Annotated in this window: 22 protein-coding genes; 19 read left to right on the top strand and 3 right to left on the bottom strand. The window is 28.1% G+C overall.

Annotation, left to right across the window (positions count from 1 at the left end):
* Positions 1–11: 11 nt before the first annotated feature.
* From ACZ5SO_RS09955 to ACZ5SO_RS09940, 4 genes are all read left to right on the top strand, one after another.
* Entirely contained in the window at positions 12–869 is an 858-nt protein-coding gene (locus tag ACZ5SO_RS09955; RefSeq protein ID WP_464624345.1) for a carbohydrate ABC transporter permease, read from the top strand.
* Positions 870–873: 4 nt separating this feature from the next.
* Positions 874–2,883: an alpha-glucosidase gene (locus tag ACZ5SO_RS09950; protein ID WP_464624344.1), complete on the top strand. Its 2,010-nt coding sequence runs from the start codon at positions 874–876 to the stop codon at positions 2,881–2,883.
* Between the two features lie 346 nt (positions 2,884–3,229).
* A complete protein-coding gene (locus ACZ5SO_RS09945) occupies positions 3,230–4,183 on the top strand; it encodes a GGDEF domain-containing protein (RefSeq protein WP_464624342.1) in 954 nt (317 codons plus the stop codon).
* A 15-nt stretch (positions 4,184–4,198) separates the two neighbouring features.
* On the top strand, positions 4,199–5,599 hold the full coding sequence (locus ACZ5SO_RS09940; RefSeq protein ID WP_464624341.1) for a lipoprotein N-acyltransferase Lnb domain-containing protein: 1,401 nt from the start codon (positions 4,199–4,201) through the stop codon (positions 5,597–5,599).
* Here the strand turns inward: ACZ5SO_RS09940 and ACZ5SO_RS09935 are convergent.
* The gene (locus ACZ5SO_RS09935) at positions 5,596–6,036 is read right to left on the bottom strand and encodes a MarR family winged helix-turn-helix transcriptional regulator (RefSeq protein WP_464624339.1); all 441 of its coding nucleotides are present in this window, start codon (positions 6,034–6,036) and stop codon (positions 5,596–5,598) included. The two genes, ACZ5SO_RS09940 and ACZ5SO_RS09935, sit on opposite strands and share 4 nt — an antisense overlap.
* Positions 6,037–6,178: 142 nt before the next feature.
* Between ACZ5SO_RS09935 and ACZ5SO_RS09930 the strand changes: the two genes are divergently transcribed.
* On the top strand, positions 6,179–6,370 hold the full coding sequence (locus ACZ5SO_RS09930; RefSeq protein ID WP_464624338.1) for a hypothetical protein: 192 nt from the start codon (positions 6,179–6,181) through the stop codon (positions 6,368–6,370).
* Here ACZ5SO_RS09930 and ACZ5SO_RS09925 read toward each other — a convergent pair.
* Positions 6,367–7,233 carry an AraC family transcriptional regulator gene (locus ACZ5SO_RS09925; protein WP_464624337.1) on the bottom strand — a complete coding sequence of 289 codons (867 nt, stop codon included), beginning with the start codon at positions 7,231–7,233 and terminating at the stop codon, positions 6,367–6,369. The two genes, ACZ5SO_RS09930 and ACZ5SO_RS09925, sit on opposite strands and share 4 nt — an antisense overlap.
* 132 nt (positions 7,234–7,365) lie before the next feature.
* Between ACZ5SO_RS09925 and ACZ5SO_RS09920 the strand changes: the two genes are divergently transcribed.
* The 11 genes from ACZ5SO_RS09920 to ACZ5SO_RS09870 all read left to right on the top strand — a co-directional run bounded on the left by ACZ5SO_RS09920 (position 7,366) and on the right by ACZ5SO_RS09870 (position 19,105).
* Entirely contained in the window at positions 7,366–8,187 is an 822-nt protein-coding gene (locus ACZ5SO_RS09920; RefSeq protein ID WP_464624336.1) for an ABC transporter substrate-binding protein, read from the top strand.
* Entirely contained in the window at positions 8,165–8,905 is a 741-nt protein-coding gene (locus ACZ5SO_RS09915) for an ABC transporter permease subunit (protein WP_464624335.1), read from the top strand. Before ACZ5SO_RS09920 ends, ACZ5SO_RS09915 begins: the two co-directional genes overlap by 23 nt.
* Entirely contained in the window at positions 8,902–9,612 is a 711-nt protein-coding gene (locus ACZ5SO_RS09910; protein WP_464624333.1) for an amino acid ABC transporter ATP-binding protein, read from the top strand. The genes ACZ5SO_RS09915 and ACZ5SO_RS09910 overlap by 4 nt, the downstream gene beginning before the upstream one ends.
* Before the next feature lie 23 nt (positions 9,613–9,635).
* Positions 9,636–10,376 (top strand): 4Fe-4S binding protein, encoded by a 741-nt coding sequence (locus tag ACZ5SO_RS09905; protein WP_464624332.1) that lies wholly within the window; start codon positions 9,636–9,638, stop codon positions 10,374–10,376.
* A gap of 81 nt (positions 10,377–10,457) precedes the next feature.
* Positions 10,458–12,365, top strand: coding sequence for an NAD(+) synthase (locus ACZ5SO_RS09900; RefSeq protein ID WP_464624330.1), 1,908 nt, complete (start codon positions 10,458–10,460; stop codon positions 12,363–12,365).
* A gap of 169 nt (positions 12,366–12,534) precedes the next feature.
* Positions 12,535–13,140, top strand: a complete 606-nt coding sequence (locus ACZ5SO_RS09895) for a hypothetical protein (RefSeq protein WP_464624329.1) — start codon at positions 12,535–12,537, stop codon at positions 13,138–13,140.
* 132 nt (positions 13,141–13,272) lie between these two features.
* The gene (locus tag ACZ5SO_RS09890; RefSeq protein ID WP_464624328.1) at positions 13,273–13,521 is read left to right on the top strand and encodes a hypothetical protein; all 249 of its coding nucleotides are present in this window, start codon (positions 13,273–13,275) and stop codon (positions 13,519–13,521) included.
* A gap of 18 nt (positions 13,522–13,539) precedes the next feature.
* Positions 13,540–14,313 (top strand): MBL fold metallo-hydrolase, encoded by a 774-nt coding sequence (locus tag ACZ5SO_RS09885; RefSeq protein ID WP_464624327.1) that lies wholly within the window; start codon positions 13,540–13,542, stop codon positions 14,311–14,313.
* Complete coding sequence (gene polA, locus ACZ5SO_RS09880; protein ID WP_464624325.1) at positions 14,313–17,231, top strand: DNA polymerase I; 2,919 nt, start codon at positions 14,313–14,315, stop codon at positions 17,229–17,231. Before ACZ5SO_RS09885 ends, polA begins: the two co-directional genes overlap by 1 nt.
* Positions 17,231–17,833: a dephospho-CoA kinase gene (gene coaE / locus ACZ5SO_RS09875; protein WP_464624323.1), complete on the top strand. Its 603-nt coding sequence runs from the start codon at positions 17,231–17,233 to the stop codon at positions 17,831–17,833. Before polA ends, coaE begins: the two co-directional genes overlap by 1 nt.
* Positions 17,834–17,998: 165 nt before the next feature.
* Complete coding sequence (locus ACZ5SO_RS09870) at positions 17,999–19,105, top strand: hypothetical protein (RefSeq protein WP_464624321.1); 1,107 nt, start codon at positions 17,999–18,001, stop codon at positions 19,103–19,105.
* Between the two features lie 52 nt (positions 19,106–19,157).
* Here ACZ5SO_RS09870 and ACZ5SO_RS09865 read toward each other — a convergent pair whose 3' ends face one another.
* Positions 19,158–20,201: a KamA family radical SAM protein gene (locus ACZ5SO_RS09865; protein ID WP_464624319.1), complete on the bottom strand. Its 1,044-nt coding sequence runs from the start codon at positions 20,199–20,201 to the stop codon at positions 19,158–19,160.
* Between the two features lie 669 nt (positions 20,202–20,870).
* Between ACZ5SO_RS09865 and ACZ5SO_RS09860 the strand changes: the two genes are divergently transcribed.
* The 3 genes from ACZ5SO_RS09860 to ACZ5SO_RS09850 are packed head-to-tail and all read left to right on the top strand — an operon-like array spanning position 20,871 to position 23,080.
* Positions 20,871–21,653: a transporter substrate-binding domain-containing protein gene (locus ACZ5SO_RS09860; protein WP_464624317.1), complete on the top strand. Its 783-nt coding sequence runs from the start codon at positions 20,871–20,873 to the stop codon at positions 21,651–21,653.
* A 10-nt stretch (positions 21,654–21,663) separates the two neighbouring features.
* Positions 21,664–22,353, top strand: a complete 690-nt coding sequence (locus ACZ5SO_RS09855) for an amino acid ABC transporter permease (protein ID WP_464624315.1) — start codon at positions 21,664–21,666, stop codon at positions 22,351–22,353.
* Entirely contained in the window at positions 22,343–23,080 is a 738-nt protein-coding gene (locus tag ACZ5SO_RS09850) for an amino acid ABC transporter ATP-binding protein (RefSeq protein WP_464624314.1), read from the top strand. Before ACZ5SO_RS09855 ends, ACZ5SO_RS09850 begins: the two co-directional genes overlap by 11 nt.
* The last annotated feature ends 6 nt before the right edge of the window (positions 23,081–23,086 follow it).

Raw genomic sequence — 23,086 nt, 5'->3', positions numbered from 1 at the left:
GAATTGATAGAATGGCAAGTAAAATAATAAGAGAGAAATCCTCAATGAGCGTAGTAGGTACAATCTTAAAATGGATTTATTTGGTCTTTTTTCTTTGTATAACGCTACTTCCTTTAATTTGGTTGTTTATTACTTCTTTTAAGACAAATTTAGAATTTGAAACTGCATCTGCTTTTTCTCTTCCAAAAGATTGGCAGTTTGGAAATTATGTTAATGCTATTTCTATGAGTGGTCTTCCTAGACTATTTTTAAATTCAATTATTGTTGCAGTATTTGCTACAGCTTTAAATCTTTTAGTATCCTCCATGGGGGCTTTTGCTATAGCTAGGGAAAAATTTAGATTTAATGGTGTTTTATTAACTATAATAATGTCTGGAGTCTTAATTCCTATCATTGCATTAATGGTTCCTTATTTTAGATTAATTAAAAATTTACATCTCATTGACAGTTTAGGTGGCTTAATAATTGTATATTCTGCTATTAATATTCCTATATCAGTTTATTTAATTCATGGATTTATGAGTACTATACCAAAAGAATTAGAAGAAGCTGCTGTTATAGATGGGTGTACTTTTACTCAACGTTTTACGAAAGTAGTTTTTCCTCTATCTAAGGCAGGATTAGCTACCTCAGGTGTTTTAATGTTTATATACTGTTGGAATGAATTTACTTACGCAATGCTATTAACAAATAGTGAACGAGCAAGAACTCTTCAATTGGGAATAAGATATTTTAAATCACAATTTGTTGTTGATTATACAAGCATGTTAGCTGCAATCGTTATTACAATGATTCCAACTATTGTAGTATATGTCTTTATGCATGATCAGATTATTGGTGGAATGACAAATGGAGCTGTAAAAGGATAATAATATGATTGCAATTAAAACTAAAAATAATCAAACTCGAATATGTAGCGAAGATTTAACTTTAATTGATTCTCCTCATTTTATGACATTAAAACAAGGGGAGGCTGAAGTAGATATGCATCTAGGTAATTTTTTTATCGAAGATCATATAAAAAGTGAAAATAATTTTAATATAGCAGATTTTAAAATAGTAAATAACGATATAACTTTAATTCTTGAAGGTGAAAAAAAGGAAGAAGCAAAAGTTTTAATCCAAGAAATTGATGATTTAATTAAAATTAAATTCTTAAGTTTACCAAATGAATACAATCGTATCTCTATCAGATTTAAAGCAGAAAAAAATGAAGCTGTGTATGGTTTAGGAGAACAATTTTCCTATTTTAATTTAAGAGGTAAAAGCTATCCTATTTTTACTAGTGAGCAAGGTGTAGGTAGAAATAAAAATACTGAAATTACTCGTCTAGCAGATGAATATATGAAAGGTGGTGGGGATTATTACACTACATTTTATCCACAACCAACTTTTGTATCTAGTAGAAAATACTTTGTTCATTGTGATACTTTTGCATATTGTAATTTTAACTTTGAAAATGAAGACTATCATGAAATCACTTTTTGGCAACCTCCAAATGAAATAGTAATATCTAGTGCTTCCTCTATTTTAGAAACTGTATTAAAACTATCTTCATATTTAGGTCATCAGGATCTTCTTCCTAATTGGGCAATAAAAGGGCTATCTCTAGGAATTCAAGGAGGAAGTGAATACATAAAAGAATGTGTGGAAAAGGCAAAGTTATATGATTTAGATTTAAACAGTGTTTGGATTCAAGACTGGGAAGGTGTTAATATTACATCGTTTGGGAAACGGCTACATTGGGATTGGAAATGGGATGAAAAATTATACCCTAATTTGCCTAATATTATTAATGATTTTTCTAAGAAAAATGTAAGGGTAATGGGATATATAAATCCATATGTAGTTAAAGATGGCTCTTTGTGTAAAATTGCTGAAGAAAAAGATTATTTAGCTAAAGATAAATTTGGAGAAAATTATTATGTTGATTTTGGTGAGTTTAATTGTGGCATAATAGATTTTACAATTAAAGAAGCTTACCAATGGTATAAGCAAGTAATTAAAGAAAACTTGATTAAATTTGGACTTTCTGGTTGGATGGCAGATTTTGGTGAATATTTACCAACTGATTGTTATTTAAAAAATGGAGATGCTTTAGTTGAACATAATAGATGGCCTGGATTATGGGCTAAATTAAATTGGGAAGCTTGCCATGAACTAGGAAGGGATGATTTGATATATTTTATGAGAGCTGGTAATTCTATGAGTCAAAAATATTGCAAGTTAATTTGGGCCGGTGACCAAAATGTTGATTTTAGTGAAGACGATGGGCTTCCAAGCGTTATTACATCAGCTCTTTCCCTTTCAATGTGTGCAATGGGCCTCCACCATAGTGATATTGGTGGATACACAACTTTATATACTTTAAAAAGAACAAAAGAATTACTAATAAGGTGGGCTGAAATGGCTACTTTCACTATATTTATGCGAACGCATGAAGGTAATAGGCCAGAAGTAAATCATCAACTTATGAGTGATGTCTCTACGATAAAAGCGTTTAGTTATCTTGTTAAAATCCATAATCTTTTGTTTGATTATTTAAAGCATCTAAATAAAGTTAATCATGAAACTGGCCTTTCTATTCAACGTCCATTGTTTTTTCATTATGAAAATGAGAAATATTATAATATAAAAGATCAATATATATTAGGCGATCAACTTATAGTAGCTCCACAGTTAAAAGAAAAAACATTTAGTAGAAAAGTAGTCTTACCAAAAGAAGAGTGGATACATCTTTTTAGCGGAAAAGAATATGGAGAAGGAGTTTGGATAATAGATACCCCTTATCTTATGCCTGCAGTTTTCTATAAGAAAAATGGAGAATTTGCCCCATTATTCAAAAAAGTAAGAACTATTGATAAACCTAAGGTTGAGATATAGATATAATAGATAATTTTATTCTAAAGCCTATTTTATTTTTAATTGGTAACTATATATTATTCTAGACATTTTCATGAAAAATAGATATTCTCATTGATAATTAGTTGTTATTATTTTATGTATTCATTTTATATCAAAATGGAAAAATTTTTTGAATTTGAATTTAAGTTGTAGTACGTGAAATCACTATTTACAAAATTGGAGGCTGAATATTAAGTTATTAAGATCAATTATTGATTATATAAGATTAGAAAATAGATTAATTTCACAAAATAAAGAAGCTATACAATCTGATTTAGATAGACTATTGAGAACAGTTCTCCCAGCATGTATTTTTTTATTTGTGATGCTTGTGGGAATTTCACACTACACAAAACCAACACTTGCTTTTATAATTCTATATTCTATAGGAGCCTTACTCTGTTCAATTTGTTATATCATTGTTTTAAAAACTGATAGCTACAAATTACATTTATTAACTTATTATCTAGTCGCAATATATGTATTTTGGTTTTGCACATATATAGGTGCAATTGTTAGACCTTTTGCAACTGGTACTAGTATTGTAGTATTATTGGCATTACTTCCATTATTAATTCCAGATAATTTTTTAAGAGTTAATGGCTTTATATTTTTGTTTTATTTAGCATATTCTATTATTTGTTTTAAATTTAAACCTTTAAATGTAGCAATTGATGATTTTGTCAATGTTACTTGTTTTACTTCTATAGGCTTTCTATTAGGGAATAATTATCGTCACATCAAGTTATTAAGTTTTGATATTCAAAGAGAGTCAAAAGATAATGAACATATTGACTTTTTAACAGGTTTACCAAATAGAAGGCTAATGTTTTTGAGAATAGCTGATAGTGAAAATAAGGATACATCTCTTCCAATAACTGGTGTTATGATGATGGATATTGATCATTTTAAAAAGTATAACGATAACAAAGGGCATTTGAAAGGAGATATTTGTTTAAAAGAAATTTCTAAACTTTTTACAAGAATTACAATCGAACGGAATGTTGAAATATATAGATATGGTGGAGAAGAATTTGTTGGTTTTTATTATGGACATGATGAAGAAAAACTTGATAGTTTAGCAAATTATATAGTAGAGCAAGTTAGAAATTTAAATATTGAGTTTAAAGAATCCGAAACGAAGGTAGTAACTATTAGTTTAGGATATACTTTTAGTAAACCATCAGATGATTATGGTATAAATTATCTGATAGACATAGCTGACAAAGCCCTATATCTAGCTAAAAATGGCGGTCGAAATACTATTAAAAAAATATAGGAAACATTCTATAAAATGAAGAAAAAAGTTATTTTAATTATTTTACTTTTCTCTGTTATTAATTCTATATTTGCAAAAGAAAGTGGAGAAGATATTTATGTTCATTTTGCAAAAGTTGAATTAACAGAGCAAGAATTAAATACTATGGATTTTAATACTGTGTATTTAGTTGCAGCAAGTCCTACAAGTGAAAGTGTTGGATCCCTAGGTGCGCATGCTTTTGTTGTATTAGCTAAAGATGATGATTTTGATAGTGCAGTTGCTATAAACTTTTATGCATATCATGAAAGACTTACAATTTTAGAAAAAATTGGCCGAGGTGCAACAGTAGGATTAGAAGGATATATCGATATTAGACCTTTTTCTTATATAAATGAACGATATACAATAGGGCAAAATAGGACACTTTTTATTTATAAAACAAATATTGAGAAACAATATATTCCTCAGTTAATTCGAAAATTTTATGAATATAAAAATACAGATCTAAAATATCAATTTTTTAATTACAATTGTTCTTCTTTACTTGGAGAAGTTTTTTCTTCGGTTTTAACTACAGATGAAAAAAAGTATAACTTTCCAACTTTAATTATGCCAGGACGATTGATTTCTCTATTTGAAGATAGAGGCTTATTAGTTGAGGAGAAGGTTATAAGTCCTGCATTGATTAAAATAAAATATGACAATATTTCTTTAGACATAGAAGATATAAAATCTCGTGCTAAATTCTTTGAAATTCATGGTTCTGAAACTACGTTAAGCGATGGTTTTGAATTAATGGATACAACTGTTGATAATTTTGATTCGCATACAATTTTTAGTGAGAGAGTATCTTCACTTTATTTAGGTTATGATAAATTAAAATTAGCATTTGGTACTACTCTTTTCAATAATGAACTTTATGAACAAAGACAAAGTGCTTTAGTTTTATATGAAATTAAATTGTTTGATTTATCTTTTACAGCAGATTCATCATCTATAAATCTTGATAAATTTACAATATTGGAAAGTGGACGATATACAAAAATCAATTTAAGTTCATTTACACCATCCTCATACTATTTACTTAAAATAAATGAAGAGAATCAATTGTTAGATTTTAATGTTGGATATGGTATATCAGTAGGTAATCAAAATACACTATTTTCGATAATTCCTAGTGTAGAAACAAATATCGCAAATCTCCTTCTAACACTAAAAATTAAATCTATTTTAACAATATATTCAGAGAATTCTTTTGTGTTATTAAAAATTGATTATCCAATATATAATCAGACATCAATTTCAAATAAAGAAATACAATTAAAGGCTGGATTAAAATTTACAGATTCATTTAGTCTTGAGTCTTCTTATGATTTTATAGATGAAGATTTTAATCTATATCTAAAATATAACTTTTATCCTTTATTATTCTAATTGTCACGATTTTTTTGGATGTCAATAATTAATTCTTTAAGCAAGGATTTTAATTGATTAAATTTAATAGGATCAAAAGTTATATTGTTTTTCAATTCATTTGGAATTTTATAAGCTTCTTTTTGTAAATCCTTTCCTTTATCGCTAAGTTTTATATAAACTTTTCTTTTATCATTTTTATCCTTTTCTCTTAAAATTAAACCTTTTTTTTCTAGCTTTTTCAAAAGGGGAGTTAATGTATTACTTTCAAGATATAGTTTTTCTCCAAGCTCCTTTACAAGAATATTATCACTTTCCCATAGCACAAGGAGAGTTATGTATTGAGTATATGTTAAATCTAATTTATCAAGAGCACTTTTATATAATCTAATGACTTCTTTAGAAGCAACATAAATGGGGAAACAGTATTGATTATCTAGTTTTAAATCGTTATTCATCTTTTAAATCCTTAATTTGTATTATTTATCGTACGCGATTCATTTTATATTCTATATTAGAAATATAATCAATAATAATTGTGACAAAGTTGCTTACAAATAATAGAAATTATATTTATTATATAAATAAGAGGTATAGAAAATGAAAAAATGTAGTAATTGTGATGTTGAAATGCTTGAAGATTATACATTAAAAGGAACAAAAAGCGATTTATATATTCAAAAACAAGGCATATGTGGGCTTACTTTAAATACGATAAGTATTGCTGTATGTCCAAAATGTGGAAAAGTTGAAATGTATGTAGATCCAAGCAAGCTACAAAAAAATTTCTAAGAATTAAATTGTTTTTTAAAATCAGACATACTTAAAGAAGTATATTTCTTAAAAAAAGCAGCTAAATTAGCCGGTTCATAAAAGCCAAGTTTAGTAGCTATTTCATAATTTTTTAACTCATCTTTAAGTAAGAGTCGTTTAGTTTCAACAATTATTCTATTAATAATTAAATGTTTAGCAGAGATATCTGCACATTCTCTGCAAGCATTGTTTATAGTTTTCTTACTGAGACCCATTATTGAGGAATAAGTGTCTACATCTTTAATAAAAGTATAATTTTGTTCAACTAAAGATCTGTATTTATAATAAGTTTTATAAGTTGAAATAGAAAAATGATTAAGATTCTCATCATTTTCATATCTGAGAGAATTTATAAAACTCTGAAAAAGAGATTTAATTAAATTCTCTTTTTCTTCAAATTTTCCTGTACAATATTCTCTATAAATTAAATCAATTAAAATTTTATTAGTGCTATTTTCACTAGTGTTGATTTCTACTATAGGTTTCTCAAAAGGAGCTTCAAAAAACGATAATAAGTCGTAGTTATATAAAGAATAAGATTCAATGAAAAAGGGTTCGTTTATATTTACTAAATAGCCCTCTAAACTATTATTTACACGAAAAGAGTGTATTTTATTTTTTTCTAAAATAATTAGATCATTTTTCTTAATTTTATATTCCTTAAAATCTATACTATGAAAAGATTGTCCACTTGTAATGTATAACATAGTCCAAAAATTTAGACGAAAATCTTGTTCTAAAATTTTCTTGTTAGTTCTACTAAAAAAGTCTTGAATTTTAACAATTTCAAAATTAGCATTATTTTTATTTTTATTTTTATAAGAAATTCTTTTTATACCCATGCGATAAAAGTTATCATCTTGTAATAGACTAATACAATATAGAAGGGTTTCGTTTTCATAAGATTTATAATCAAATTTATATTCACATTTTATAAAGGGATATTATATTGTTTTATCGATAAGGATAAGATGATGAAAAAAATAATATTTACTTTATTTTTACTTTTTACACTACTTAGTTGTACTAGTAAAACAGAAGAGGTTCCAACTTTAAAAGTTGCAATGGATTTAAAATTTCCTCCATTTATGTACATAGATGAAGATAATAATCCCTCTGGGTTAGAAGTAGAAATAGCTAAGGCCTTTGCTTCATATCTAGATTGTGAATTAGAAATAGTTAATACAGATTTTTCTATGCTAATTCCATCTCTAGAAACAGGAGAAGTAGATATAGTAATTAGTGATATGACAATAACTGATGAAAGAAAAAGAAAAGTTGATTTTTCATCTCCATATAGATTTAGTAAAACAATAGCATTGGTAAATAAGGATTTCTATGAGGAGAAAGGAATAAATGATGATATGAGAGTTGAAGATTTTTTTGCCTTAGAGGGGCTTAAAGCCATTGGACTAGGTGCAACAATTTCTACAAGTATCCCACAAAAATATGGAATTGAAGCCACAGAAGTCTCAGAGATTGCTTCAGCAATAATGGAAATCAATACAGGACTATCAAATGTATTAGTAGGAAGTACAACAGTTATTCAAGATCATTATGCTAATAAAAATACAACAGAATTATATTTTGGAATTCCTGAATATTTTTCATCAGGGTTTGCAGTTAAAAAAGGTAATGATGATTTATTACAAAAGGCAAATGATTTTATTTACTCTTTATATGAAGAAGATGGATTATATAATGAGATAAGAGATGAATATGATCCAATAATTAAAGAATATTTAAAAAACGAAAACTTGGGGTTAGATTACATTGTTCAAAAACCAGAAAAGTAAAATAAGTAACTTTTTAGCATTTTTACTAGTATTTATTTTTTTACTCTATATTTTGTTTTTTTCAATTGATGGCTTGAATTATCAATTAATTTTACAAGAAAGAAAAAAATTATTCTTAGCTCTGATTTCAACGCTATATATTAGTCTTTCAACTTTATTAATAAGTTTAATTACTGGTTTCCTTTTTTATCTATTGAATAACTCAAAGAATGCTTTTTTTAAAATTCTCTCATCAATTGTAAAAGAAATAATTATGGGAACACCCCTACTAGTTATGATATTTTTAATTGTTTATGTTTTTGGGATAAGAATCCAAATATATAATAAAGAGTTGCTTGGAATAATAGCTTTAAGTTTATACATGACACCCTACATGGCAAATTCATTTGAATCAGCCCTTTCTATAATTGATGAGAGACAATATCTTGTAATAAAATTATATGATTTTACTTTTTACCAAAAATATAGATATATAATTTTACCACAATTGATAAAACCATTGATTCCATCTTTAATTAATAATTTTTCAATTATAATTAAAGGCTCAGCACTTTTAAAAATAATATCAGTTTCAGAAATAGCATATGTGATAACAGTAATTTCTAATAAAAGCTATGCAAGTATTGAAGGGTATCTAGTAATGTGGATTATGTATTTAGTAGTAACAATTCCCTTATCCCTTTTTGCTTCGTATCTTTCAAAAAGGTTTAGAAGATGAATATAAAAATAAAGAATTTAGTTAAAAGTTATGATAACAGAGTTGTTTTAAATAATATTAATTTAGAGATTAAAAATACAAAAGTGGTTGGAATTATAGGAAGTTCAGGATGTGGAAAATCAACACTATTGAGGCTTTTAGCTACACTTGAAGATTTTAATAGTGGAGAAATTGAAATAAATGGACTACAATTATCTTTGGTAAACAAAAAACAATATAGGAAGAATATTGGCTTTGTTTTTCAAGAACACAGTCTGTTCCCCCATTTAAATGTTGAAGATAATATTAAATTAATATTAGAAAAAATACAGAGAAAAAGTAAAAATGAGAGTGAAATTATAACTAAGAGATTGCTTAAAGAATTTAGTTTATCTAAAGAAGCTAAAAAGTTCCCTTCAAAAATTTCTGGAGGGCAAGCACAAAGAGCTTCAATAGTTAGAGCTATAGCAACTAATCCAAAACTTTTGTTTTTAGATGAACCTACAAGTGCTTTAGATCCTATATTAACTAAGGAAGTTTTGGAAAGTATTAAGACTTTAAAAAATAAAGGGATGGAATTTATTTTTGTAACACATGAAATGAATTTTTTGAAAGATATAGCTGATTATTATATTTTCATGGATCAAGGAAAAATTATTGATCATGGAAGAGTAAAAGATATAAATGAATCAAAATCAAATATGTTAATAAATTTTATTAATGTATAAAGTGATAATAACGGAGAGGAAAAATGTTAAGTATTAGTGAAATTTTTAGTAAGTTTGAAATGTTACATTCTTACAGTTTTGCGACAATCAATGATGGGTACCCAGAACTTAGAGTAGCTCATTTTATAACTTATGATAAGGATGGATTATATTTTCAAACTATGAAAGTTAAACCATTTTATAAACAATTGAAAGAAACAAAAAAAGTAGCAGTATTATCAATGGTTAGTGAGAATAAGGCAGTCGAGCATGATGAAAAAGGCTTGAGTGAGTTTCCACCAGGATTTTTTATTAGGGTTAAAGGAGATATTAAAGAAATAGATTTTGAAACACTAAGTGCAAAAGCAAAAAAAGATAATAGATTTTTACCTTTAGTAAAAGATATTGAAAGATATCCAACAATGACAACTTTTGTTTTATATAGATTTAGTGGTGAAGTTTATGATTTTGACTATGAAAAGGTAAATAGAGAGAATAAATTAGATAGACAACGCTTTAATTTTAATGGTTTTGAATATGAAGAAAGTGGTTTCCAAATAGATAAGGATAAGTGTATAGCTTGTGGTTCTTGTTATAAGGTATGTAGTTTTGATGCTATAGAGACTGGAGAATCATATTTTAAGTTAAAGCAAAATTATTGTGATGAGTGTGGAAATTGTTACAGTATTTGTCCAACTAATGCAGTAAAGGCTAAGGTTAATATGAGTGAAGAGGATAGATCACATTGTAAAAAAATCTTAAAAAATAATTTAGAAGCTAATTAATAAAAACTCATTATCATCTTGTTTGACTTACTATAAAAAAGTTATGATAATGTATGTAGATATTACATTAGTGAGGCATTTATGAAAGATGGTTTGATAAAAGTTGCGACATATTCACCAATCAATTACACAGTTGATTTAGAAAACAATAAAAACAATATTGTTAAAGCAATATATAAAGCAGCTAAAGACAAAATAAAAGTATTAGTTTTTCCTGAACTAAGTATAACTTCTTATACAGCTGGAGACTTGTTTTTAAATCAACTTCTAGCAGAAAAATCACTACAAATGCTAGAAGAAATTGTGAAAGCCACAACAACGGTTCCACAAATAGTATCAGTTGTTGGAACTCTTTTTATATTAAACAATAGAATTTATAACTGTGCTGCAGTCATACAAGGTGGTAAAGTTTTAGGTATTGTGCCTAAACAAAATATTCCAAATTACCAAGAGTTTTATGAAAAAAGATGGTTTGCCGAGCCTAAAGATGAAAATATTGAAATAGAGTTATTTAATGAGAAAACATATTTTGGAACAAGACTTCTCTTTAAATGTACAAATATATCAGATTTAGTTTTAGCTGTTGAAATTTGTGAAGATCTTTGGGTCCCAAATAGTCCAAGTAATCTTCACTGTGTTGCAGGAGCAACAATAATAGCAAATCCTTCTGCAACTGATGATATAGTAACAAAAAGCGAATATAGAAGGAATTTAGTATCAATTCAAAGTGCAAAATGTATTTGTGCTTATTTATACACTGGTGCTGGATCAGGGGAATCAACTACCGATTTAGTCTTTAATGCACATAACCTTATTTGTGAAAATGGAAGAGTTCTTTTAGATAAAGAAGAAAAAAGTGGGGAGATGAACGAAGCAATTATTGATGTACAAAGACTCTCTCTAGATCGTAGAAAAATGAATACTTTTTATAGAGATGTAGAAGATTATAAAACAATTGAATTTACTTTTGAAAGTGAAGAAACAGATTTAACAAATTATCATATTTCAAAAACGCCTTTTATTCCAAGTTCAAAAGCCCTAATGAAACAAAGGTGCGAAAAAATCTTAACTTTACAAGCTTTAGGCTTAGTTAGAAGATTAAAAGCTTCTCATTGCGAGCATGCAGTAATAGGTCTTTCTGGCGGACTAGATTCGACTTTAGCCCTTTTAGTTACTATTAGAGCCTTCAAAAAGGCAAATATAGAGTTAAAAAATATTCATGCAGTATCAATGCCTTGTTTTGGGACAACAAAAAGAACAAAATCAAATTCTGAAAAATTAGCACAACAAATGGGTGTAAGTTTTAGTGAAATTAATATTACAAAGGCCGTTTTACAACATTTTAAAGACATAGAGCACGATCAAAATGTTCATAATGTTGTATATGAAAATTCTCAAGCTAGAGAAAGAACTCAAATTTTGATGGACATGGCAAATAAAGTTGGTGGTTTAGTGATAGGAACAGGTGACTTGTCAGAATTAGCTTTAGGTTGGGCAACCTATAATGGGGATCATATGTCTATGTATGGTGTAAATGCCTCAGTGCCAAAAACTTTAGTTAAACACCTAGTAACATATAGTGCTAGTATTCAAAGTGAAGATGTCGCAAGGATATTGATAGATATAGTAAATACACCAGTAAGCCCAGAATTATTGCCTCCAACAATGGATGGAACAATTTCTCAAAAAACCGAAGAGTTTGTTGGTCCATATATTTTACATGATTTTTTCTTATATTACTTTGTAAGATGTTCTTTTTCTACTTCAAAAATCAAAAGATTAGCTTACCATGCTTTTGAAGATGAATTTGATAAAGAGGTAATTGATAAATGGCTCAAAGTCTTTGTTAAGAGATTCTTTTCACAACAATTTAAACGATCCACTTTGCCTGATGGACCTAAGGTTGGAAGTGTAACTTTAAGTCCTAGAGGAGATTGGAGAATGCCAAGTGATGCTATAAATAGCATATGGTTGAATAATACTTTATAAATGTTAAGTCAATAAAAGTAATAAAAGTTGATAAATTTGTCAAATAAGTAACAAAATACCAAAAAAATATTTTTTATTTGCATTTTTATATTTTTTTTGTAACAATTATTATTAAGTATGGTTTTGCTATATGTAGTACATGTGAATTTACAGAATAGGAGTTTATATTATGAATAAGAAAATTTGGGTTTTAGTTGCAGCAATTTGCTTATTATTACCAGTATCATTATCAGCTGAAGTTTTAGATTTCAGTATTGGAGCCACTGCTCAATATAATTTAGATTTTGAAGGTGCCTCATCTTCTACAAGTGAAGATTTCTTTGATTTTGATAATTATAGTTTTGGCGCTGAAGCAAGATTAAAATTTTTATTGCTTGAAGTTTCAGATATGGCATTAGTAGGAACTGAAAATGATGGTTGGCAAGTAACTAATTTGATGACAGCTGGATTAAGTTTTGATTTACTTAATTTAATTAGAGTTGGAGTTGGTTTAGGCCCAGAATTTTTAATTAATATTGATGAAAATGGTAACCTAACTAATGAAAATGATGAAGAATTTAATTTTGGTGACATGTTTATGCAATCTAATTGTACATATAAAGCAAATGTGGATTTCCTATTAGGTGGAATTACACTTTCTGCTAATTATACAATTCCATCTCAAGGATTCAATATTCAAAATATTATAGACAATGGTTGGGACTTCGGTTATTTAGCATTTGAAGATCCTAATGAAGGAAAATTAGGTGTTTCAGTATTAATTTCATTAATATAATATAATACTATTTATTATAAGGAGGGATTATCCCTCCTTTTTTTATACCCAAATTTAGATCTTTAAATATTGCTTTACTATTTCTATAACTTAAATTCTATGATAATATAGAAAAAAGCTAGGAGCGTGATTATGAAGAAATTTGGATTTAGAGATTTTGTTATTAAACCTATTTTATTATCAGTTGTTACTTTTTTTATTATTTTTTTCTTTTTTCCAAGCTTTAGTAATAAATATTTAAATGTAGGATTTTCCCTTTCATCTGACACAACTCAAAAAGTCGAAGATATTTCAGATTCAATTCAAAATAAAACAGGTGTAAATGTTGATGATTTATTAGATTCTCTTGATACAGATGATTTATCTAACATGCTCAATTAAAATAGGGAGTAACTTTTTGTGTCTTATAGACTGACTTTTTTAGGTTCTGGTACTAGTCATGGAGTTCCATCGATAGGTTGCAAATGTGAAACGTGTTTATCCACAAATCCAAAAGATAAACGTTTGAGAAGTAGTATTTTATTAAAGAGAAATAATAAAAACATTGTTATAGATACTGGGCCAGAGTTTAGAATCCAATGTCTACGGGCTAATATAGATCATCTTGAAGCTGTTCTTTATACACACACACATGCAGATCACTTAAATGGAATCGATGATTTGAGATCTTTTACAAACAAGGAAAGGACTTTGCCTTTATATGGTAGTTTAGATACTATTGTTGAAATAAAAGAGAGATTTTCATACATTGAATTAGGGACTCTTAACGGGACAACCATACCTAATCTATCATTAAATATTTTACAACCTTATCAAAAAGTTTCTATAAGTGATTTTGATATAACACCTTTGATTTTAGATCATGGAATGTTAAAAATTTTTGGTTATAAAATATTTAATACAGCTTATCTCACAGACTGTAATCACATCCCTAGCGAGACATATAAATATTTAAAAAATCTTGATGTATTAGTTTTAGATGCATTGCAACATAGAACACATAAAACTCATTTTACGTTAGAACAAGCGATAGAAGTTGCAAGGGAAATAGGTGCTAAAAAAACTTATTTTACACACATTGCACATGGGATAAATCATGAAAGAGATTCTAAATTATTAGATGCTAATATGGAACTCTCTTATGATACTTTATCCATGAAATTGGAGGAATAATGGACAGCTTATTTAGTGATAAAGATTTTGAAGATGGAAAAAAACTTCAAGAGAAAAATGAAATGCCAACAATAGATATGGAATTTGAAGATCAAAAAGTTGAAAATACTAAAAAAATAGATAGTGTTATAGATATGATGGAGGTTGATGAAAGTCAAAGAGAAGAATTTTACATAATCGATGGATTTGGTTTAATTTTTAGATCTTATTATGGTTTTATCAATAATCCTTTATATGATAAAGATGGAAATAATATTTCTGCTATATATGGTTTTTTCAATACTCTATTTATGGTTATTAGAAAATATAATCCAAATTATTTAGTTGTTGCTTTAGATTCTAAAGGACCTACATTTAGACATAAAATGTATGAACCTTATAAAGCAAATAGAGATGATGCTCCACAAGATTTAAAAGCTCAAATCCCTGTAATTATTGACTTATTAGAAAAGATAAACATACCAACTATAGCTAAAGATGAACTTGAAGCCGATGATATAATTGCTTATCTATGCCAAAAAGCTATTAAAAACGATTTAAATGCAATTATGTTTACAGCTGATAAAGACTTACTACAATTAGTTAATAAATATGTTTATTCACTAAGACCTCCTAAAAAAGGTCAAAAAGAATATAGGCTTTTTGGACCGAGTGAAGTAGAAGAAGAATTTTTAATAAGACCTGAGCAAATAATCGATTATTTAGCTTTAATCGGAGATAAAAGTGATAATGTTCCTGGAGTAAAAGGTATTGGTGCTAAAGGTGCTGTTAATTTACTTACAAAATATTCTAGTTTAGAAAACATATATAATAATTTAGATAAGCTAAGTAAAGGTGTTAAAAATAAGTTAATTGAAGGTAAAGAAGCGGCTTTTTTATCTCAAGAGTTAGTTAAACTTAGAATAGATGAATCATTGTTTGAAAACTTTAATGTTGAAGATTATAACTTAAATAATATTAAAATTGAAAATATCATCCCTTATTTTGAAGAAAAGCGATCTAGGTCTTTAGTTGCTGCAGCTAAAAAATTAATGAACAAAGAGCAACTTACAAAGTTAGATGAGAGAGAAGAAACAATAGTTGAAACAGATCCTGAAAAGATTGAAGCCATAGCAGATACTGAATTATTAGGAGCATCAATTTTAGAGCCAATTGATAGTATTGATCAATTAGATGCAATTCTAAAAAAGGTCTCATCTTCAACAAATCTAATGGCATTTGATACTGAGACGACAAGTGAGGATGCTATCAAAGCTACGTTAGTTGGTTTTTCACTGTCTTTTGAATTAAAAAAAGCATATTATTTCCCATTAATTTGTGGAGGGAAAAGAATCCATGAAGAAGAGGAAGTTAGACCAATATTAAAAAAATATTTACAAGATAACCCAATTGCAATTATTGGTCATAATATTAAATATGACTATAAAGTAATGAAAAGGTTTGGCGTAGAATTAAAAAACATAGTATTTGATACAATGATAGCCGCTTGGTTACATGAGAGCAGTGAGCCTTCGTTTAAAATGGATGCTATTGCTTTAAAATATTTAAATTATCTATGTGTTAGTTTCAAAGATGTAGTTCCAAAGGGAAAATTATTTAGTGATGTTGAAAAAACAGAAGCTGTAGCATATGCAGCTGAAGATAGTGATATTACATTTAGACTTTATAAATTTTTCAATGGCGTATTAGATATGCAAAGAAAGAAAGTCTTAAATGAGATCGAATTACCTTTAATCACGATTTTAGCTAATATGGAATTAGAGGGCATAGGTGTATCAATAAAAAAATTAGATGATTTATCTCAAATTTTTGGAAAGAGAATTGATGAAAACCTTAAAGAAATATATAAGCTGAGTGGTCATGAATTTAATGTAAATTCAACAAAACAATTGCAAACTGTCTTATTTGAAGAAAAGAAACTCCCAACTAAAAAGAAAACTAAAACAGGGTATTCAACAGCAACAGATGTTTTAGAAAGCTTAATAGATGAAGATCCAATAATTAGGAAAATATTAGATTATAGGGCAATAAATAAATTGAAATCTACTTATGTAGATACTTTTCCAGCCTTAGTAAATCCACAAACTCATAGAATTCATACCTCATTCTTACAATTTGGAACAGCAACAGGCAGACTTAGTTCAATTAATCCTAACTTACAAAATATACCAATTAGGAGTGATGAAGGTAGAAAAATTCGTGAAGCCTTTGTCCCTAAAAAAGGCTGTATATTAATGAGTGCAGACTATGCCCAGATAGAGTTAGTAGTTTTAGCTCATGTAGCAAATGATAAGGCACTTCAAAATGCTTTTATTAGTGGAGAAGATGTACATAAATTTACAGCTTCTTTAATATTCGATAAACCTCTAGAAGAGATAACAAGTAGTGAAAGAAGAGTCGCAAAGACCATCAACTTTGGAGTTATGTATGGAATGAGTGCCTTTAGACTTGCAAAAGAACTTTCAATTAAGAGAGATGAAGCGAGTTCTTTTATTAAAGCTTATTTCCATAGATATAGTAATGTAGCCTCATTTATAGATAAAACAATATCTCAAGTTAGAAAAGAAGGTAAGATTGTCACATTAATGGGTCATGTCAGAAATATTCCTAAAATAAATAGTAAAAATAAGCTAGAAAAAGCAGCTAGTGAAAGAGTTGCTGTAAATTCTATCATCCAAGGTTCAGCTGCAGAAATAATGAAAATAGGTATGATAAAAGTAGATAAGGCCTTAAAAGCTAATAATTTAAAATCTAAATTGCTTTTACAAGTTCATGATGAAGTTATTTTAGAAGTTCCAGAGGATGAGAAAGATATAGTATATAAATTATTAAAAGAAACATTGGAAAATGCATATAAATTATCTATTCCTTTAAGAACAAGTATTGAATTTGGTAAGAGTTGGGGAGAAATGCACTAATGTATGTAATTGGTTTGACAGGCAAAGCTTGTGCAGGTAAAAATCAAGTTGCAAGTGTATTTGAAGAAAAAGGCTTTTTAGTTATAGATGTAGATAAATTAGGTCATGTAGCTCTCGAAGATAAGAAAGCTGAAATAGTTAAAGTCTTTGGAGATAGTATCTTAACAAATGGTGTAATTGATAGAAAAAAGTTAGGGAATATTGTCTTTTCATCAAAGAATCAATTAAGAATATTAGAAAAAATCGTACACCCATATATAAAAGAGTTATGCATAAAAATTATAAATGAAACTGATAAAAACGTTGTAATTAATGCAGCTATACTACAAAGAGGAAAATTAGTTGATTTATGTTCTAATGTTATTTTTGTAAAAGCTTCGTTTTTTACTCGATATAAAAGAGCAAAAAAAAGGGATAAAAGAGGTTTTATTTGGGTATTAAAAAGAGAATTAGCCCAAAAAGATATTAATATTAAAAATTTAAAGCAAAAAACTAAAGTTTATATAATCTTGAATAAAAAGACAAAAAAGGAAATTTATCGACAAATTGATAACTATTGTGATATATTTAATAAAGAGAAAGAGAATATTTATAAAATGTAATAAAAATGATAGTATAAATCATATTTTTATCAATATATAAACTTGTTCGGTATGACATATATTGCTATAATTCAAATAGTAATAGGAATTAATACACCTTTAGGTGACAGAATTAAGTAGGAGGAATCCAGAATATTGTATTATCTTTATTCGGAACTATAATTTATGAAAAGATCAACACGTATTTCTTTATTAGTGTTTACTATATGTGCAGCTATTTTTGCTTTTGGGGCATTATGGTATACTAGACCTAATTCACCAAGTTATATAATAGAAGAAGCTCGACAAAGACAACAAGTTCCCCTTCTAGAAGTAAAAGAACCAGCAACACGAATGGAACCAATTGATATTGATTATGATAAATTAGCTGCTGCAGTTTCTCCCAAAGTAAAAGATTCCTTAAAAAATGATAGTGATTTTATAAATGAATTTGCAGATGACATTAATCTTACCATATCAAATTTGATTAAAGAATATACTACATCTACATTAGTTCCTTCTATTAATAGTAAAATTACAACATTAGTCGATCAATTATCAACATCATTATATAATGATTTGTCCTCAAATTTAACTGAAGATATGACCCAGTTAAGTGAAGATTTATCAACTCAGTTAAGTGAAGATTTACAATCAGATCTAACAAAAATGGTAGATGATAAGATTCAAATGACCTTAGATTCAATTGATATAAATACATATTTACCACAATTAGTAGACGCATTAACACCAGTAGTTGTGGGTCAGGTTTATGATATGGTAGAGGCAAATAAAGACGATTTTATTCAAGTTTCACAAGAAATATCTTCTTCACAATTTACAGAAAATGATGCCAAAGCTTTATATATCGAATACCGAACTCAAATAATTAATGATATAGTTCCTATAATTTTAGATGAAGTTGAATCTGTTCTACAAGCTAATATACAAACATATCTTGACTCTCAAGATGGTGAAGTAACATTAGAAACAGCTGAAACAACAACAAAAACTTTAACTGATACAACAACTCAAGATTCAACACTAACAAGTGATAGTGAAAAAGAGACAACAACTGTTGATGAGGTAAGTGCCGTTGTAGTTGCTCAAGTCTCCGATTCATCAGATACGACAAGCAATGATACAACAGTATCTAGTGATGATGAAATTGCTATTCCAACTTTCTATCCAACTCAAACGAAGACTTTAACAGCTGAGGAATATCAAGCACAGAGAACTGAGATTAGAAACGAAGCAATTGCTGATGCATTGAGTAAATTATCAGATCAGTAATATTGATTTGTGAAAAATAATGAGTGTGAGGTTACCTTAGGGTAACCTCTTTTTAATCGATATGTGGGTATTTTCTTATCTGACCATCTAAAGTTTCGAAAGTATATATTTTATCTTTAAAACATTTTAAATAACATTTTGAGAGAGGAACTTTTCCACCACCATCTGTTAAATCAATCATAAACGATGGCATAGCTAAACCAGAGAGGCGTTTTCTCATTTCCCTTTCTATTTCCATGGTTTTATCTACATTAACTCTTAAATGGGCCGTCCCAGATACTAAATCGCCTTGGAATACGTAATAAGGTTTTATTCTATTAAAAAGCAATTTATTACAAAGCTCTTCCATAGTATCAAAATCATCATTAACACCTTTTAACATAACACTTTGATTAAGAGCAAAAATACCAGCATTAGTAAATTTATTAATTGCCTCAATCGCTTTAGAATCTAATTCTCTAGGGTGGTTTACTTGGGTTAAAAGGTAAAATGGTGCACTAGAATATTTTTTGAAAATAGAAATTAGATTATCTGTAACTCTGCTTGGAGCTGTTACAACCATTCTTGTGCAAATTCTAATAATCAGTCTAGGGTTTTTTTCTCTTAGAGTTTTAACTAGAAAATCAATCTTTTTATCTGATAACGTTAGAACATCTCCACCTGTTAAAAGAATTTCAGTAATTTTAGGATGACGCTGAATATATGTTGCGGCTTTAATAATATCTTTATCACTTATAGGGCCAATTAATTTTCCTGTAAATCTTCTTCTAAAACAATGCCTGCAATACATTGGACAAATATCTGTAGTAAGGAGGGCTACTCTATTTTCATATCTATGGATTAATCTAGAAGAATGAGAATTATCAACTTCATTTAATGGATCTATATCTTCTAATAGTTCATCTTTTTCTTCAAGAACATTTGGAAAAACTTGAATTCGTAAAGGATCTTTTTCATCATTTAAATCAATTAATGATAAGTAATGACTTGTAATAGAGATAGGGAGAGTGTTTTCATTTTCTTTAAAATTTCTTTCATTTTCACTTAGTTTATATTTTTCTTTAAGTTCTTTAAAACTTTGGATCTCAATTTTCATATATTATGGTTTATATCAAATTTAAAATTTTAACAAGAGTGTTATTTCTTGATAAAAAAAGACTTGTAAATTAAAAAATGAAATGACATATAGTTGATAGTTTTTATACGACTTGGGTAAAAAATGAGTGCTTGCATAAAATTATCATATCTTATAGTATTAAAGTATTGCTAATAGACAACTTATAATTTTATAAAGAAAAGCATTAGCAACTAAATGTAATATAGTAAGCGATAAAGTAACAGCATGAGTATTTGATTTATGAGTTAGTACATGTTTTGAGTAATAGGTATTAATAAATTTATCGTTATAATGAAAATGTTTGTGAAAAATCAAGATTATAGAACTGGGGCTTGGTTAGGATATAATTGTCATGACCTGTACTACGCAAGTGGTATAATTCGAGCATATGCGAAGTTTAAGCGCTCTAACTCTAAAAATGAGTTGGAGTGTTTTTTTGTTTACAAAAGATAAAACATAAAAAATCTTCAATTCAAGTATAAAAGAAATTTTATCAATTTATGAATAAATATAGAAAAAAAATTAGTTATAGAAACTATTAAAAATAATTAGCTATAATATGTGATTTAACTAACAATATTTTTAATTTACAATTATTTTTATAGCTTTTCATAATAATTCATGCATTGGTAAAAGAAGGAGAATTATATGAAGAAGATTATACTTAGCTTCGTATCATTATTATTATTACTTACTTTATCAAGTTGTAATAGTAAAAATGAGACTACTATGGCTAAAGTTGAAAAGAGTGGTGAGATGACATTTGCAATGACAGGTGGATATCCTCCTTTTAATTTTATCAATGATGAAGGCGAGTTAGATGGATTTGATATAGATATAGCAAACGCTCTAACTAAAGAAATGGGAGTTGAAGCTGTGGGGATTACAACAGCTTGGGATGGAATAATTGGGGGCCTTTTGAGTAACAGATTTGATACTATTATTGGAAGTATGGCTATCACACCACAGAGACAAGAAAAAGTAAACTTTAGTAATCCCTATTATTATGATGGAGCACAATTTTTTACAGCTTCGGATAAAAAATTAAACAGTATAAGTGATTTAAAAGAGGGTAAAGTTGGTGTAGTTACAGGAACTACGTATCATACTGCACTAGAAGAAATGGATAATGTAACTGAGATAATGCAATTTGAAAGTGATGTTGATAATATAATGGCTTTAGAGCAAGGAAGAATTGATGGGTTAGTTACAGGGCGATTTGTTGGTTTACAAGCTCCTGAAAAGTTTGGAGTTGATTTAGTTCCATCAGGACAAATGTTATATTCTGAAGAAATAGGAATTGCGGTTAGAAAAGAAGATAAAGAATTATTAGATGCTATAAACACAGCCTTAGAAGCAATTATTGAAGATGGAACATATCAAAAAATAAGCGACAAATGGTTTAGCACTAATATTTTAGAAAAACAATAGAGGAAAAAAAATGACATTTATTACTAATTTCATGTCCTCTTTTATTGGCTTTTTTTCAGTAGTATTTAAATATGCACCAAAATTTGATAAAGCAATTATATACACTCTTGAGTTATCAGTATTTTCTATTTTACTAGGAACTTTTATTGGTCTAATCGTTACAACTTTAAAATTAACTAAATTTAAATTTCTACAAAAAATAGCTTACTTTTATATTTCCATTGTAAGAGGGACACCGCTCCTCTTACAATTGTATTTTATATTTTATGGGCTTCCTCTAATAGGGGTAGAATTTAATTCATTTACTTCTGCAATAATAGGATTAGCCTTTCATAATGGTGCTTATATTAGTGAAATATTTAGGGGAGCAATTGTTTCTATTCATTATGGTCAAGAAGAGGCGGCTAGAGCTCTTGGTATGAGTAAAATTCAATCTTTTAGTCATATAATTTTGCCTCAAGCATTTAAAAGATCAGTTCCAGCTTTAGGAAATCAATTTATTATAGCTATAAAAGATTCTTCATTAGCTAGTGTTATCACAATTACAGAAATTACACTCACGGCAAGACAATTTAGTGCTGCAACATATAATCCTTTTCCAATTTTATTTATTGCAGGTGTTTATTACTTTGTGATTATTACCATATTGTCGAAAACCCTAAAAAGATTGGAAAGGAGATTAAAAGTAGATGAAAGATAGGATAATGATAAAGATTGAAGATTTACATAAATCATTTTGTGATTTAGAGGTTTTGAAAGGAATTAATTTAGATATTCATGAAGGAGAAGTTATTAGCATCATTGGAGGTAGTGGTTCAGGTAAGAGCACATTGCTTAGATGTATTAATTTCCTTGAGAAAAAGAATAAAGGAAATATTTATATTAATGGTAAAAAAATCAAGCGAAATGCTACTGAAATAAATAAACTTAGGGAAAAGGTAGGAATGGTTTTTCAAAGATTTAATCTTTTCCCACACAAGACCGTTTTGAAAAATGTTATGGTTGGTCCAGTTGTAATAAAGAAAAAAGATAAAGAAGAGGTAAAGAAAAAAGCTTATCAATTATTAGATAAAGTTGGCTTAGCTGATAAAGCTGATGTTTATCCAGCTATGTTATCTGGAGGTCAACAACAACGTGTAGCTATAGCGCGAGCTTTGGCTATGGAGCCTGATGTACTTTTATTTGATGAACCAACATCGGCTCTAGATCCAGAATTAGTTGGAGAAGTCCTTCAAGTTATAGACAAGCTTGCTAAAGATGGAATGACGATGATAATAGTTACTCATGAAATGGGTTTTGCAAAAGAAGTATCAGATAGAGTTGTTTTTTTACATGAGGGGATAATAGAAGAGATAGGAAGTCCTAGTGAAATTTTTGAAAATCCTCAAAGTGAGAGATTGAAAAGCTTCATAGCTAGTATATGGTAGTCGTGT

The organism is Pleomorphochaeta naphthae, assembly GCF_055396005.1.
Note: the sequence above shows the minus strand (reverse complement) of the source record. Positions and strands in the feature narration are given on the sequence as shown.